Genomic DNA, 15,324 nt, shown 5'->3' with positions numbered 1-15,324 from the left:
GAATGAGTGTTTTATATCCGTTAATTCAGGCGCTGGTGCTGTTTGCCGTTGCGCCGCTGCTGTCCGGTGTTACCCGCGTGGCGCGTGCGCGTTTGCACAATCGCCGCGGTCCGGGCGTTTTGCAGGAATACCGCGACATTATCAAACTGCTGGGCCGTCAGAGCATTGCGCCTGCGGATTCCAGCTGGGTTTTCCGCCTGACGCCGTTTGTGATGGTGGGCGTGATGCTGACTATCGCCACTGCGTTGCCGGTAGTGACCGTTGGCTCGCCGCTGCCACAACTGGGCGATCTGATCACCTTAATTTACCTGTTCGCCATCGCCCGTTTCTTCTTCTCTATCGCGGGACTGGATACCGGTAGCCCGTTTACCGCCATTGGCGCCAGCCGTGAAGCGATGCTCGGCGTGCTGGTTGAACCTATCCTGCTGCTGGGGCTTTGGGTAGCGGCACAGGTTGCGGGTTCAACCCATATCAGCAATATCGCCGATACCATTTACCACTGGCCTGCTGCGCGCAGCATCCCGCTGATTCTGGCACTGTGCGCCTGTGCTTTCGCCACCTTTATCGAAATGGGCAAACTGCCGTTCGATCTGGCGGAAGCAGAGCAGGAGCTGCAGGAAGGTCCATTGACTGAATACAGCGGCAGCGGTTTTGCCGTGCTGAAGTGGGGCATTAGCCTCAAACAGCTGGTCGTTCTGCAAATGTTCGTTGGCGTGTTCCTGCCGTGGGGACAGATGGAAACCTTCACCGCCGGTGGACTGCTGCTGGCGCTGGTGATTGCCGTCGTCAAGCTGGTCCTCGGCGTGCTGGTCATCGCCCTGTTCGAAAACAGCATGGCGCGTCTGCGTTTTTGCGCCACTTCACGCGTGACCTGGGCCGGTTTTGGGTTTGCGTTTTTAGCGTTCGTCTCCTTGCTGGTGGCGTGATTTAAGAGAGTTTGAGCATGTCTGAAGAAAAATTAGGTCAACAATATCTCGCTGCGCTGCACCAGGCCTTTCCGGGCGTGGTGCTGGATGAAGCCTGGCAGACCAAAGATCAGCTGACGATCACCGTCAAGGTGAACTACCTGCCGGAAGTGGTGGAGTTCCTGTACTACAAACAGGGCGGCTGGTTATCCGTGCTGTTTGGTAACGACGAACGTCAGCTGTGCGGTCATTACGCCGTTTATTACGTGATGTCGATGGAGCAGGGCACCAAGTGCTGGATAACCGTCCGCGTTGAAGTCGATGCCAATAAACTGGAGTTCCCGTCCGTCACGCCGCGCGTTCCAGCAGCGGTCTGGGGCGAGCGTGAAGTGCGCGACATGTACGGTTTGATTCCGGTTGGTTTACCGGATGAGCGCCGTCTGGTGTTACCGGATGACTGGCCGGACGAACTCTATCCGCTGCGTAAAGACAGCATGGATTATCGTCAGCGCCCGGCACCGACTACCGATGCTGAAACCTACGAGTTCATCAACGAACTGGGCGACAAGAAAAATAACGTGGTGCCGATTGGCCCGTTGCACGTCACCTCCGATGAACCCGGTCACTTCCGCCTGTTCGTTGACGGCGAGAACATTATCGACGCCGATTACCGTCTGTTCTATGTCCACCGCGGCATGGAGAAACTGGCGGAAACCCGCATGGGTTACAACGAAGTGACGTTCCTGTCAGATCGCGTGTGCGGCATCTGCGGCTTTGCGCATAGCACCGCTTATACCACCTCCGTTGAGAATGCGATGGGCATCGTGGTGCCGGAACGTGCGCAGATGATCCGCGCTATTCTGCTGGAAGTTGAGCGTCTGCACTCGCACCTGCTCAACCTCGGCCTGGCCTGTCACTTCACCGGTTTTGACTCCGGCTTTATGCAGTTCTTCCGCGTACGTGAAACGTCGATGAAGATGGCTGAGATCCTCACCGGGGCACGTAAAACCTACGGTCTGAACCTGATCGGCGGTATCCGTCGTGATCTGCTGAAAGAAGATATGATCCAGACCCGTCAACTGGTGCAGCAGATGCGTCGTGACGTGCAGGAACTGGTCGATATGCTGCTCAGCACGCCGAACATGGAACAGCGTACCGTTGGTATTGGTCGTCTTGAGCCGGAAATTGCCCGTGACTTCAGTAACGTCGGCCCGATGGTTCGCGCCAGCGGCCACGCGCGTGACACCCGCGCCGATCACCCGTTTGTCGGCTATGGTCTGCTGCCGATGGAAGTTCACAGCGAGCAGGGCTGCGACGTTATTTCTCGCCTGAAAGTCCGTATTAATGAAGTCTACACCGCGCTGAATATGATCGACTTTGGTCTGGATAACCTGCCGGGCGGCCCGCTGATGGTGGAAGGCTTTACCTATATTCCTCACCGTTTCGCACTGGGCTTTGCTGAAGCGCCGCGTGGAGATGACATCCACTGGAGCATGACCGGCGACAACCAGAAACTGTATCGCTGGCGCTGCCGTGCGGCGACTTACGCCAACTGGCCGACGCTGCGCTATATGCTGCGTGGCAACACCGTTTCCGATGCCCCGCTGATTATCGGTAGCCTCGACCCTTGCTACTCCTGTACTGACCGTATGACCGTGGTTGATGTGCGTAAGAAGAAGAGCAAAGTCGTGCCGTACAAAGAACTTGAGCGCTACAGCATCGAGCGTAAAAACTCGCCGCTGAAATAAGGAATCGCCATGTTTACCTTTATCAAAAAAGTCATCAAAACCGGGGCACCGACGTCGTCGTATCCGCTGGAGCCGATTGCGGTCGATAAAAACTTCCGTGGCAAACCGGAACATAATCCGCAGCAGTGCATCGGCTGTGCGGCCTGTGTGAACGCGTGCCCGTCGAACGCGCTGACGGTAGAAACCGATCTGGTCACCAATGAGCTGGCGTGGCAGTTCAACCTTGGGCGCTGCATTTTCTGCGCCCGCTGCGAAGAAGTCTGCCCGACAGCGGCAATCAAGCTGTCGCAGGAGTATGAGCTGGCGGTGTGGAAGAAAGATGATTTCCTGCAGCAGTCTCGTTTTGCGCTGTGCAATTGCCGCGTATGTAACCGTCCGTTTGCGGTGCAAAAAGAGATTGATTACGCCATTGCGCTGCTTAAGCACAACGGTGATACCCGCGCGGAAAACCACCGTGAAAGCTTTGAGACCTGCCCGGACTGTAAGCGCCAGAAATGCCTGGTGCCGTCTGACCGTATTGAACTGACTCGCCATATGAAAGAGGCCAGCTGATGAGCAATTTATTAGGCCCACGTGACGCCAACGGTATTCCGGTACCGATGACGGTGGATGAATCCATTGCCAGCATGAAAGCGTCGCTGCTGAAAAGCATCAAGCGTTCAGCGTACGTTTACCGCGTGGACTGCGGCGGCTGCAACGGTTGCGAAATCGAAATCTTTGCTACGCTTTCTCCGCTGTTTGATGCCGAACGTTTTGGCATCAAAGTCGTACCGTCACCGCGCCATGCGGATATTCTGCTGTTTACCGGCGCGGTAACCCGTGCCATGCGCTCTCCGGCGCTGCGTGCCTGGCAGTCTGCGCCAGATCCGAAAATTTGTATCTCTTACGGTGCCTGCGGTAACAGCGGCGGTATCTTCCACGACTTATATTGCGTATGGGGCGGCACGGACAAAATCGTACCGGTGGACGTGTATATTCCAGGTTGTCCGCCGACGCCTGCGGCAACGCTGTATGGTTTTGCCATGGCGCTGGGTCTGCTGGAGCAAAAAATTCACGCGCGTGCGCCGGGTGAACTGGACGAACAGCCGGCGGAAATTCTGCATCCGGACATGGTTCAGCCGCTGCGCGTGAAGGTGGATCGCGAGGCTCGCCGTCTGGCGGGATACCGCTATGGTCGCCAGATTGCTGATGACTATATGACGCAGTTAGGGCAGGGCGAGCATCAGGTGGCGCGCTGGCTGGAAGCGGAAAACGATCCGCGTCTGACCGAGATCGTCACGCATCTTAACCATGTTGTCGAAGAGGCGCGTATCCGATGAGTGAAACGGTGGTGTTCAGTCAACTGAGCCGTAAGTTTATTGATGAGAACGATGCGACGCCCGCTGAGGCGCAGCAGGTTGTCTATTACAGCCTGGCGATTGGTCACCACCTTGGGATCATCGATTGCCTGGAAGCGGCGTTAACTTGTCCATGGGACGAATATTTGGCATGGATTGCTACCCTTGCTGAGGGAAGCGAAGCCCGCCGGAAAATGGAAGGCGTGCCGAAATACGGCGAGATCGTTATCGATTTCAACCATGTACAAATGCTGGCGCGCGCGTTCGATGATGCGCGTGCCGTGCAGACCCCGCAGCAGCAGGAGTGGAGCAAGCTGATGCTTAGCATGCTGCACGACATACACCAGGAAAGCGCCATCTATCTGATGGTGAGGAGACACCGTGACTGACGTTTTATTATGTGTGGGTAACAGCATGATGGGCGATGACGGCGCGGGCCCGCTGCTGGCTGAAATGTGTGCTGCAAATCCTCAAGGCAACTGGGTTGTCATCGACGGCGGTAGCGCGCCGGAGAACGATATTGTCGCCATCCGTGAACTGCGTCCGCAACGTTTGTTGATTGTTGATGCCACCGATATGGGGCTGAACCCCGGTGAAATCCGCATTATCGATCCTGATGACATTGCCGAGATGTTCATGATGACCACCCACAACATGCCGCTGAACTACCTGGTAGATCAGCTGAAAGACGATGTTGGTGAGGTGATTTTCCTCGGCATTCAACCGGACATCGTCGGTTTTTACTACCCGATGACACAGCCGATCAAAGATGCGGTTGATACCGTCTATCAGCGATTAGCCGGTTGGGAAGGACACGGTGGATTCTCCGAGCTGGAAGCACCAGAAGAGTAAACCGTATCAGTGCCGGATGTGAACGACATCCGGCCTGTTTTCCCAGTGTATCCTCGTCATTCAATTGCCTGCTCAATAATTAATTTCCCCTGCATCACTGATACATTCACTGCCGTACCGGTAGGGAATCCCGCTTGTTCCAGCCAGTCGCCGTTCAGCGTGAGTGAGGCGTGACGACTGATTCGTCGCGTATAACCCGTTTTTGGATCTTCATGGCGTTTTCTGACATAGCTGACTTTCAAGCGACGTACCGGTTTGGTGATTGCCACCGCTGTTTTGCCCTTTTTATCAAACATGCACGCTTCCTTGTGGTGAACGGCCAGGATTAAAAACTACTGAATAAAATGCCAGTAAAAAAGGGGGAGGGCAAACCTGAAACTGGAAGGACGATTCCAAATCCGGAATGTAATAAATGAAATGAAAATATGTACTTCTGCCGGAAGGCTGTAACCCCCTCCGGCAGATCCGTCATGCCAGATCGGCACCGTTACTGGCGATGACTTTTTTGTACCACCAGAATGATTTCTTGCGTGTACGTGCCAGCGTGCCGTTGCCCGCGTCATCGCGGTCCACATATACAAAACCGTAGCGTTTGCTCATCTCACCGGTTGAGGCAGAAACCAGATCGATACAGCCCCAGGTGGTGTAACCCATCAGCGGCACGCCATCTTCAATCGCGTCTGCCATGGCGCGAATATGTTCGCGTAAATAGCTGATGCGATAGTCGTCATTGATCTCACCGTTAGCATCGATTTCATCTTTCGCTCCCAGCCCGTTTTCCACCAGAAACAGCGGCTTCTGGTAGCGGTCATACATCATATTCATGGTGATGCGCAGGCCGAGCGGATCGATTCCCCAGCCCCATTCACTGGCGGCAATGTACGGATTACGCAGCGACTTCACCACGTTGGCGGCGCTGGTATTGCCCGTGTTCATTTCAGCGGAGGCGCAGCGCGATGCGTAATAGCTGAACGAGACGAAATCGACGGTGTTTTTCAGGATGTCGTCGTCTTCCGGGGCTTTTTCGATTACCACGCCTTTTTCGCGAAACACGCGGGCAGAGTAAGCCGGGTAGGCCCCGCGCGCCTGCACATCAATAAAGAACAGGTTTTCACGGTCTTTTTCCAGTGCGGTCCACACATCTTCCGGCTTACACGAGTAAGGATAAAAATTACCGCCAGCCAGCATACAACCGACCTGGTTTTGCGGATTAATTTCATGGGCTATTTTAGTCGCCAGGGCGCTGGCTATCAGTTCGTGGTGAGCGGACTGATATTTCACCTGATCCTGATTTTCACCTTCTTCAAATACCAGCCCGGCGCCTGAAAAGGGGCTGTGCAGCATAATGTTGATTTCGTTGAACGTCAGCCAGTACTTCACCAGACCGTCAAAGGCCTCGAAGCAGGTACGGGCGTAGCGGGTAAAGAACTCCACCATTTTGCGGTTACGCCAGGAGCCGTACTCGGTGACCAGATGCATAGGCACATCGAAGTGACACAGCGTGACTAATGGCTCAATACCGTATTTTTTACACTCGGCAAACACGGCCCGATAAAACGCGATTCCGTCTTCATTCGGCGTCAGCTCGTCGCCGTTAGGGTAGAGGCGGCTCCAGGCAATGGAAGTACGAAAAACCGTAAACCCCATTTCCGCCATCAGCGCGATATCTTCTTTATAGCGATGATAAAAGTCGATCGCCTGATGGCTGGGATAAAATTCGTCATCCCGCAGCGTAAAGCGCTTTTCCTGACCCAGTTTGACGGGCATGCGGTGTGTGCCGTGGGGGATCATATCGACGGTAGTCAGCCCTTTGCCGCCTTCCCGGTATGCCCCTTCAGACTGGTTGGCGGCCAGTGCGCCGCCCCATAAAAATCCTTGCGGAAAAACAGACATAATTAACCTCAGTTCATACCAGTCAAATGCTGGCTCCATTGATATTGCCCGGTTGTGCGGCCTGGTTTTTTCTGGCCTGCGCGGCTGCATCTTCGACAGGAATATCTTCAAAGCCGAGAATCAGCGTTAGTACAAAAGAAAGCACTACCGCCAGTGCCATCACGCCAAATACCCAAACGATGGTCATCGGATTGGCCGGATCGAAAAACTGGACGCTGGTGAACAGACCTGGAGCCGCCATGGAGTGGCTTGCAAGCCCGGCCATTCCAGCAACAGCACCGCAGATAAAACCGCTGATAAGGCTCGCAATCAGCGGACGTTTCAAGCGGATTGCCACGCCATATAGCGCGGGTTCGGAAATGCCCGCCATGATGGCTGAGGCGGCGGCCGCTAACGCCGTCTGGCGCAGCTCCGGGTTTTTGGTTTTCCATGCCACTGCCAGCGATGAACCACCTAACGACAAATTGGCGCCAATTTCCGATGGCATCACCATGCCTTCTTTTCCGGTTTCGGCAATGGTCTGAATAATGGTTGGCGTAAAGACACGGTGCATACCGGTCATTACCAGCAGCGGCCACAGCGCGCCCATAATGGCCACTGACAGCCAGCCGAGATAGCCGTGGATGGTATAGACCAGCGCTGAAATCGCGCTACCGATCCAGATACCGATCGGGCCAATGATGACGATGGCGAGCGGGGCGGCGATCAGCACGATCAGCATCGGTTTGAGGAAGTTTTTGGTCACCGCCGGAGTTATACGATCGACCCAACGTTCGATGTATGACAAGCACCAGGTCATGACCAGCGCCGGGATCACCGTGTAGGTGTATTTCACCGCCGTCACTGGGATCAGGGCAAACTCAACGTGCTCACCCTGCGCGGCCTTCGCCATCAGGTCGATAAAGCTGGGATGCACCAGTACGCCCGCGATGGCGATAGCCAGCGACATGTTGGTTTTGAATTTGATAGCGGCCGACGCGGCGACCATCAGCGGCAGGAAGAAGAATGCACCGTCGCCAATGACGGTCAGAATGGTGAGCGTGGACGATCCTTTCACCAGCACGCCGGTCATTTCCAGAACCATCGCCAGCAGCTTGAGCATTGATCCGCCGATAATCGCCGGGATCAACGGCGACATTGTGCCGATCAGCGCATCAAGGATCCCAGCGCCAATCCGCTTCAGCGTCAGTCGGGGTTTGATTTGCGGCTCAGCAGGCTGCATGTTGGCAGGCAACAGGCTGACCACTTCACGATACGCCTGCGAAACGGTGTTGCCGATAATCACTTGGCACTGGTTCTCGTTGCGCACCACGCCGAGCACGCCAGTGAGGGTTTTCAGCGTCGCGCTGTCGACCTGCGAGTCATCTTTGATAACGAAACGCAAACGGGTCATACAGTGGGTCACTGCTGTGATGTTGTCGACGCCTCCCAGAGCCGTCACAACGGAGCGCGCCAGCGCTGCATAATTCTTGGACATCGGATTTAATCCTGTTTTATCAGTAGAGTACGTTATTTTTTATCCGTTTACGTGGGTCGCTTTTCTGGGTTGATGAAACGCAGATAGGAAACCGGTTCCACAAAATCATGTTTAAATTACATTAACTGATCAAGATTTAATTTTGAACAATTTTTGTAATTGTGACTCCGATCACCAGATGTCAGCGTCTGCGATTTAGCAGCAAGGACAGCGGCAAAACGGTGCAGTACACTGCGTCACATCGAGATAAAATGGATGAGTAATATGACCACGATGCTGGAGGTGGCGAAGCGTGCCGGAGTGTCGAAAGCGACGGTTTCCCGGGTGCTTTCCGGAAACGGCTATGTCAGCCAGGAAACCAAAGACCGGGTGTTTCAGGCTATTGAAGAGAGTGGTTACCGCCCAAATTTGCTGGCGCGCAGTCTCGCGGCGAAAACCACGCAGACACTGGGTCTGGTGGTAACAAACACCCTTTATCACGGCGTCTATTTCAGCGAACTGCTGTTTCATACCGCGCGGATGGCGGAAGATAAAGGGCGCCAGCTGTTACTGGCTGACGGTAAGCATAGCGCTGAGGAAGAGCGCCAGGCGATCCAGTACCTGCTCGACCTGCGCTGTGACGCGATTATGATTTATCCGCGTTTTCTCAGCGTGGATGAGATAGATGACATCATCGATGCCCACAGCCAGCCGATTATGGTGCTTAATCGACGCCTGCGGAAAAACAGTAGCCACAGCGTATGGTGCGATCAAAAGCAGACCAGCTTTAACGCCGTTACTCAGCTCATTGCCGCCGGGCATAAAGAGATTGGTTTTATTACCGGCTCGATGGATTCGCCAACCGGCGTGGAGCGACTTTCAGGCTATAAAGACGCGCTGGCACATCATGGGATCGCGCTAAATAATGATCTGATTGTTAAAGGGAAATGGACGCCAGCCTGCGGCGCAGCGGGTGTGGATACTTTGCTTTCGCGCAAGGTCAATTTTACCGCATTGGTGGCCAGCAATGACGATATGGCGATCGGCGCGATGAAGCAGTTGCACGAGCATGGTGTGAGCGTTCCCGCACAGATGTCGGTGATTGGCTTTGATGATATCGCCCTCGCGCCATACACTATTCCGGCGCTTTCCAGCGTTAAAATTCCGGTAACAGAAATGATTCAGGAAACGATTGGGCGCCTGATCTTTATGCTAGGTGACGGGGCGTTTACGCCGTCAAAGACCTTCACCGGTGAACTCATTGCGCGCGACTCAGTTGCGCCGCCCGTTTCGCGCTGACGGCTGTCATTTGTCATCGTCACTAGTGACGATGACACGCCCTTCTTGCGTTCTTCAGAATAAAATTCCTTTAATAACAGTATATTAAATTCTGGCACGATTTGTGTATGCTTCGGCAGATATTCTGTCATTGCTGGAGAAATTGATGAACCGTTTCATCATTGCAGACGCCAATAAATGCATTGGTTGCCGTACCTGTGAAGTGGCCTGCGTGGTATCCCATCAGGATAACCAGGATTGCGCATCGCTGACCCCTGAAACCTTTTTACCCCGCATTCACGTCATCAAAGGCGTTAATGTCTCCACGGCGACGCTGTGCCGCCAGTGCGAAGACGCGCCGTGCGCTAACGTCTGTCCGAACGGTGCGATCAGCCGTGATAAAGGTTTTGTTCATGTAATGCAGGAACGTTGCATTGGCTGTAAAACCTGCGTTGTGGCTTGTCCTTACGGCGCAATGGAAGTGGTCGTGCGTCCGGTCGTGCGTAACAGCGGCGCAGGTCTGAACGTCCGTGCAGAAAAAGCTGAAGCCAATAAGTGCGACCTGTGCTACCACCGTGAGGCCGGTCCTGCCTGTATGGAAGTGTGCCCGACTCACGCGCTGATATATGTGGATCGCAATAAGCTTGAGCAACTGAGCGCGGAAAAACGTCGTCGCGCCGCGCTGGATTCCACCGCATCTTTGCTGTTCTGATATCTGAAAATCCGCGTAAAATACGGTAGTACTTATGCCGGATGGCGGCTTTGCCTTATCCGGCCTACTGTTCGCATCCACGTAGGCCTGATAAGCGTAGCGCCATCAGGCAAACCGGGATAGATGACTGCGGGAACGACTTAATGACAATAAACAACCACTCCGGCGTACAGCTGCGTATTCGCGGCAAAGTACAGGGCGTCGGATTTCGCCCCTACGTCTGGCAACTGGCGCAGCGCTTACAACTGCATGGCGATGTGTGTAACGACGGTGACGGAGTGGTTGTGCGCTTACAGGAAGATCCGGCGGAGTTTATTGCGCAGTTGCATCAACACTGCCCACCGCTGGCGCGCATTGACAGCGTTGAGAGTGAACCATTCGCCTGGACGCAGCAGCCTGCCGATTTCTCGATTCGTCAAAGTGCTGGCGGTACGATGAATACGCAAATCGTTCCGGACGCCGCGACCTGTCCCGAATGCCTTGTAGAAATGAACACCCCCGGCGAACGTCGTTACCGATACCCCTTTATCAACTGCACCCACTGTGGTCCGCGTTTTACGATTATCCGCGCGATGCCCTACGATCGTCCGTTTACCGTAATGGCGTCATTCCCACTCTGCGCGCAATGTGACAAAGAGTATCGCGATCCGTACGACCGTCGCTTCCACGCCCAGCCAGTGGCTTGTCCGGCATGCGGCCCTCATCTGGAGTGGTTCTGTGCGGGGGAGCGGGCGGAGAAAGAAGAGGCGCTGCAGGCGGCGGTATCGCGGCTGAAAGCAGGCGGTATTGTGGCGGTTAAAGGCATTGGTGGGTTTCATCTGGTGTGCGATGCGCGAAATGATAACGCCGTAGCGCTACTCAGGCTGCGCAAACACCGTCCGGCGAAACCTCTGGCAGTGATGCTGCCCTCTGATGAGGGATTGCCTGAACCCGCTCGTCGTTTGCTGACTACCCCTGCTGCGCCGATCGTGCTGGTGCAGAAACGCTATGTCGCTGCATTGAGCGAGGGCATTGCGCCGGGGTTAACGGAGGTTGGCGTCATGCTGCCAGCGAATCCGTTACAGCATTTACTCTTACAAGAGATGAATTGTCCGCTGGTGATGACCTCTGGCAACCTCAGCGGCAGGCCTCCGGCCATTACCAACGCCCAGGCGCTGGAAGATTTACACGACATTGCCGACGGTTTCCTGCTGCATAATCGCGAAATTGTGCAGCGGATGGATGACTCCGTGGTGCGCGACAGTGGGGAAATGCTGCGTCGTTCCCGGGGTTATGTGCCGGATGCGGTCGCACTACCACCAGGATTTCGCGACGTGCCGCCGATGCTGTGCTTAGGTGCTGATCTGAAAAATACTTTCTGTCTGGTGCGCGGCGAGCAGGCGGTTATCAGCCAGCATTTGGGCGATCTTAGCGATGACGGTATTCAGCAACAGTGGCGTGATGCGCTACGCCTGATCCAGAACATTTATGACTTTACGCCGCAGCGTATCGTGCATGATGCACACCCTGGCTATGTTTCCAGCCAGTGGGCCAGTGAAATGGAGCTGCCAACTGAAACGGTGCTGCATCACCATGCGCATGCCGCTGCGTGTCTTGCGGAGCACGGCTGGCCGCTCAATGGCGGTGATGTGATTGCCCTGACGCTAGACGGTATCGGTATGGGGGAAAACGGCGCGCTGTGGGGTGGAGAGTGTTTGCGGGTTAACTATCGTGAATGCGAATACCTTGGCGGCTTACCGGCGGTAGCGCTGGCGGGCGGCGATCTGGCGGCAAAACAGCCGTGGCGTAATCTGCTCGCGCAGTGCCTGCGTTTTGTTCCTGACTGGCAGCGTTATCCGGAAACATCGGTGCTGCAACATCAAAACTGGAACGTGCTGGCGCGCGCTATTGAACGGGGAATTAACGCTCCGCTGGCGTCATCGTGCGGACGACTGTTTGATGCCGTTGCCGCCGCGTTGCAATGTGCACCGGAATCATTGAGTTATGAAGGTGAAGCGGCCTGTGCGCTTGAGGCGATGGCATCGCAATGTGATGGCGTTGATCACCCAGTCACGGTGCCGCTTGATGACAATCAGCTGGACTTAGCAGTTTTTTGGCAGCAATGGCTGAACTGGCAGGCCAAACCAGCAGAAAGGGCGTGGGCGTTTCACGACGCGCTGGCGCGTGGGTTTGCCACTCTGATGCGAATGCAGGCCGAAGCGCGCGGGATTAAGACGTTAGTATTTAGCGGTGGCGTGATGCATAACCGCTTATTGTCGGCCCGTCTGGCGTTTTATCTGCGTGATTTTACCTTACTGTTCCCGCAGCGTTTACCGGCGGGCGACGGCGGGTTGTCATTGGGGCAGGGCGTGATTGCCGCAGCGCGAGAGTTGGCGAAAAAATAAAAAAAGCCCCGGGACTGGCGGGGCAAGGAAAACATGTCGGGGCATACCGACAAGTGGCAACGCACATCCATGTGCGTGAGGTTAATAAATCAGTAGCAGCGTTGCCGGGCAAAGTCGTAGGCCGGATAAGACGCGAAGCGGCGCCATCCGGCATCACAGACTTACACGGGCAACGTTTTCAGCAGCGCAAAGGCCTCTTTCATGCGGTCTTCACTGACGACAAACGCACACAGCTGGCCTTCGTCGTTCATCCCTCTGGCAACCATTCCCTGCGCTTCGGCGGCGATGTGCCAGTTTAGATCGCGGCGCTGGGTTTCCCCGGCCAAATGCAGAGGCAGTTCTGGCGTTTTGACTTTTACCAGCATGGCTGGCAGTTTCAATGGCGCATTGCCGCCGAGCAGGTTTTTCGCCAGATACATGGCGCTCAGCTGAATCGGCTGCAGGAAAGGGAGCACCTGACCGTTAATCTCCGCACAGTCGCCGAGAGCATAAATGTCCGGGTGGCTGGTTTGCAGGTAGCTATCGACGCAGACGCCACGATTGATGTTCAATCCGGCACGACGCGCCAGTGCGGTCTCCGGGCGTAAGCCGGTGGCGGCGATCACCGCATCGACTTCTACGCTGCGGCTACGATCGAGCGTGGCACAAATACCTGACGCCGTTTTCTCCAGCCCCTGAAGCTGTGATTTCAACAGCAGGTGTACGCCCATATCGGTCAGACGATGCTGTAAGCGACTGCTGACTTCCGGCGGCATCAGCGAAGCCAGAATGCTGGCGGCGTTGTCGATAAGCGTTACCGCTTTACCGGCACGGCAGAAATCCATCGCCAGTTCACTGCCAATCAAGCCGCCGCCGACAATCAGTACCCGCTGGGCATCACGCAGCTGTGTTTCACAAGCGCGATACTCTTGTTGGCTGTTCAATGTGAGCATTAACTCACGTCCGGTAACCGGCGGTACAAAGGCTGACGCGCCTGTCGCCAGCACCAGTTTGTCGTACTGCCACTGCTGATCCTGGCTTTTCACTACGTGGGCATCAGCATCGATGTCGGTTACCCAGGTGTGCGGAAACAGACGCAAATTAAACTGTTCGGCAAACTCCCCCGCCGACTGGCGGGTGAGGTCGTCTGCACGCTGTGACTGACTGATAACATGGCTGAGATCGGGCTTGTTGTACTCATCCATGCTGTCCGCAGCAATCAGGGTCAGCGGGACATTTGCATCCTGCTTACGGATATTTTTGACTAACTGGCGGGCGGCGAAGCCCGAACCAATAATGACAATTCCGCGGCTCATTTTGCCTCCGTTGCCAGGACGTCGAAGACGTCTTTACCTAATGAACATTCCGGGCACAGGAAGTTGTCAGGCACGTCGCTCCACGGCGTTCCCGGCGCAACATCCTGCAGCGGTTCACCTTTTGCCGGGTCGTAAATCCACTGGCACACGCTGCACTGCATGCTAGGGCCAAGATCGGCGGCAGCCGCAGCGGCGCAAGCGCATTCTTCTTCTTTGGATGCGGCTTTTACGGTTGTTTCCGGCAGTGGAGCAAGCGCCCACTGACGCGCGATTTCACGGCCGTGCTGGCGGCATAGTTCCAGCGCATCCAGGTCCGGACGCCATTTCGCTTTCAGGCTCAGCGACATTTCGAAACCAGCATCCTGCAAACGCGTAGACAAACGGTCTACTGCGCCGCCGCTCCAGCCGTGTGAGCCAAAGGCGCTGGCGCGTTTGTTACGAAAACGCAGGCCGGTCATCTCTTCCACCAAACCGGCGATTTTTGGCATCATCACGTTGTTCATCGTCGAAGTACCGACCAGCACGCCTTTAGAGCGGAAGACGTTAGTCAGAACTTCGTTCTTATCGCTACGGGCGACGTTAAAGATTTTCACCGCCACGTTCGGGTCAACTTCGTTGATGCCCTGGGCTATGGCGTCCGCCATCATGCGGGTGTTGTTGGACATGGTGTCGTAGAAAATGGTGATGCGGTCTTCCTGATAATCCGCCGCCCATTTCAGATACATTTCCACGATTTGCGTCGGGTTGTCGCGCCATACCACGCCGTGGGAAGTAGCAATCATATCGACAGGCAGGTTGAAGCCGAGGATCTCAGTAATTTTCGGTGTAACCAGACGGCTGAACGGCGTCAGAATGTTGGCGTAGTAACGCTGGCACTGTTCGAACAGTTCGGTCTGGTCAACTTCGTCGTTAAACAGACGTTCGTCGCAGTAGTGCTGACCGAAGGCGTCGTTACTGAACAGCACCGCGTCGCCGGTCATGTAGGTCATCATGCTGTCAGGCCAGTGCAGCATTGGCGTTTCAACGAAGATCAGCTGTTTGCCGTTACCAATGTCCAGTGAATCACCGGTTTTCACCACGTTAAAGTTCCACTCCGGGTGATGGTGATGCCCGTTGATGGAGTCAATGGCGTTGGCTGTGCAGTAAATCGGCGTGTCCGGGATGTAGGACATCAGCTCAGTCAGCGCCCCTGCATGGTCTTCTTCCGCGTGGTTAATGATGATGTAGTCGATATCCGCGAGGTCAATTTCACTGCGCAGGTTCTGCACGAATTCACGGCTAAACTTGTGGTCTACTGTATCGATCAGGACATTTTTTTCTTCACGGATGAGATAGCTGTTGTAGCTGCTGCCGCGCAGCGTTTTGTATTCAGTCCCGTGGAAATCACGAACTTCCCAGTCACGTTGGCCAACCCAATGAATGTTATTTTTAACCAGAATAGACATAGCAACCTCAGTAATTAAT

Annotated in this window: 14 protein-coding genes; 9 read left to right on the top strand and 5 right to left on the bottom strand. The window is 55.1% G+C overall.

Annotated features, from left to right (window positions below; all coding sequences use genetic code 11):
- Nucleotides 1-2: 2 nt before the first annotated feature.
- From OGY09_RS12235 to hycI, 6 genes are read left to right on the top strand one after another with little or no spacing between them, the layout of a single operon-like run.
- Nucleotides 3-926 (top strand): respiratory chain complex I subunit 1 family protein, encoded by a 924-nt coding sequence (locus OGY09_RS12235; protein ID WP_003825914.1) that lies wholly within the window; start codon nt 3-5, stop codon nt 924-926.
- A 17-nt stretch (nt 927-943) separates the two neighbouring features.
- The gene (gene hycE / locus OGY09_RS12230) at nt 944-2,653 is read left to right on the top strand and encodes a formate hydrogenlyase subunit HycE (RefSeq protein ID WP_032944744.1); all 1,710 of its coding nucleotides are present in this window, start codon (nt 944-946) and stop codon (nt 2,651-2,653) included.
- Between the two features lie 9 nt (nt 2,654-2,662).
- Entirely contained in the window at nt 2,663-3,205 is a 543-nt protein-coding gene (locus tag OGY09_RS12225) for a formate hydrogenlyase complex iron-sulfur subunit (RefSeq protein WP_032944742.1), read from the top strand.
- Nucleotides 3,205-3,972 (top strand): formate hydrogenlyase subunit HycG, encoded by a 768-nt coding sequence (hycG, locus tag OGY09_RS12220; protein WP_003037388.1) that lies wholly within the window; start codon nt 3,205-3,207, stop codon nt 3,970-3,972. The genes OGY09_RS12225 and hycG overlap by 1 nt, the downstream gene beginning before the upstream one ends.
- Complete coding sequence (locus OGY09_RS12215) at nt 3,969-4,379, top strand: formate hydrogenlyase maturation HycH family protein (protein ID WP_003037385.1); 411 nt, start codon at nt 3,969-3,971, stop codon at nt 4,377-4,379. The genes hycG and OGY09_RS12215 overlap by 4 nt, the downstream gene beginning before the upstream one ends.
- Entirely contained in the window at nt 4,372-4,842 is a 471-nt protein-coding gene (gene hycI / locus OGY09_RS12210; protein ID WP_003037382.1) for a hydrogenase maturation peptidase HycI, read from the top strand. The genes OGY09_RS12215 and hycI overlap by 8 nt, the downstream gene beginning before the upstream one ends.
- Before the next feature lie 56 nt (nt 4,843-4,898).
- Here hycI and OGY09_RS12205 read toward each other — a convergent pair whose 3' ends face one another.
- The 3 genes from OGY09_RS12205 to ascF all read right to left on the bottom strand — a co-directional run bounded on the left by OGY09_RS12205 (nt 4,899) and on the right by ascF (nt 8,212).
- On the bottom strand, nt 4,899-5,138 hold the full coding sequence (locus OGY09_RS12205) for a SymE family type I addiction module toxin (RefSeq protein ID WP_008785630.1): 240 nt from the start codon (nt 5,136-5,138) through the stop codon (nt 4,899-4,901).
- Nucleotides 5,139-5,310: 172 nt separating this feature from the next.
- Nucleotides 5,311-6,735, bottom strand: a complete 1,425-nt coding sequence (locus tag OGY09_RS12200) for a 6-phospho-beta-glucosidase (RefSeq protein ID WP_032945485.1) — start codon at nt 6,733-6,735, stop codon at nt 5,311-5,313.
- A gap of 22 nt (nt 6,736-6,757) precedes the next feature.
- Nucleotides 6,758-8,212, bottom strand: a complete 1,455-nt coding sequence (gene ascF / locus OGY09_RS12195; protein WP_032944740.1) for a PTS cellobiose/arbutin/salicin transporter subunit IIBC — start codon at nt 8,210-8,212, stop codon at nt 6,758-6,760.
- A 264-nt stretch (nt 8,213-8,476) separates the two neighbouring features.
- Here ascF and OGY09_RS12190 point away from each other — a divergent pair, with 264 nt between their 5' ends.
- The 3 genes from OGY09_RS12190 to hypF all read left to right on the top strand — a co-directional run bounded on the left by OGY09_RS12190 (nt 8,477) and on the right by hypF (nt 12,565).
- Complete coding sequence (locus OGY09_RS12190) at nt 8,477-9,490, top strand: LacI family DNA-binding transcriptional regulator (RefSeq protein WP_032944737.1); 1,014 nt, start codon at nt 8,477-8,479, stop codon at nt 9,488-9,490.
- Between the two features lie 145 nt (nt 9,491-9,635).
- The gene (gene hydN, locus OGY09_RS12185; protein WP_032944734.1) at nt 9,636-10,181 is read left to right on the top strand and encodes an electron transport protein HydN; all 546 of its coding nucleotides are present in this window, start codon (nt 9,636-9,638) and stop codon (nt 10,179-10,181) included.
- 143 nt (nt 10,182-10,324) lie between these two features.
- A complete protein-coding gene (gene hypF / locus OGY09_RS12180) occupies nt 10,325-12,565 on the top strand; it encodes a carbamoyltransferase HypF (protein ID WP_032944732.1) in 2,241 nt (746 codons plus the stop codon).
- Between the two features lie 161 nt (nt 12,566-12,726).
- Here the strand turns inward: hypF and norW are convergent, their stop codons facing one another.
- Nucleotides 12,727-13,860, bottom strand: coding sequence for an NADH:flavorubredoxin reductase NorW (norW, locus tag OGY09_RS12175; RefSeq protein WP_032944731.1), 1,134 nt, complete (start codon nt 13,858-13,860; stop codon nt 12,727-12,729).
- Nucleotides 13,857-15,305, bottom strand: a complete 1,449-nt coding sequence (norV, locus tag OGY09_RS12170; RefSeq protein ID WP_032944730.1) for an anaerobic nitric oxide reductase flavorubredoxin — start codon at nt 15,303-15,305, stop codon at nt 13,857-13,859. Before norV ends, norW begins: the two co-directional genes overlap by 4 nt.
- Nucleotides 15,306-15,324: the final 19 nt, after the last annotated feature.

This window comes from Citrobacter sp. Cpo071 (assembly GCF_030332765.1).
GTDB lineage: Bacteria > Pseudomonadota > Gammaproteobacteria > Enterobacterales > Enterobacteriaceae > Citrobacter > Citrobacter portucalensis.
Note: the sequence above shows the minus strand (reverse complement) of the source record. Positions and strands in the feature narration are given on the sequence as shown.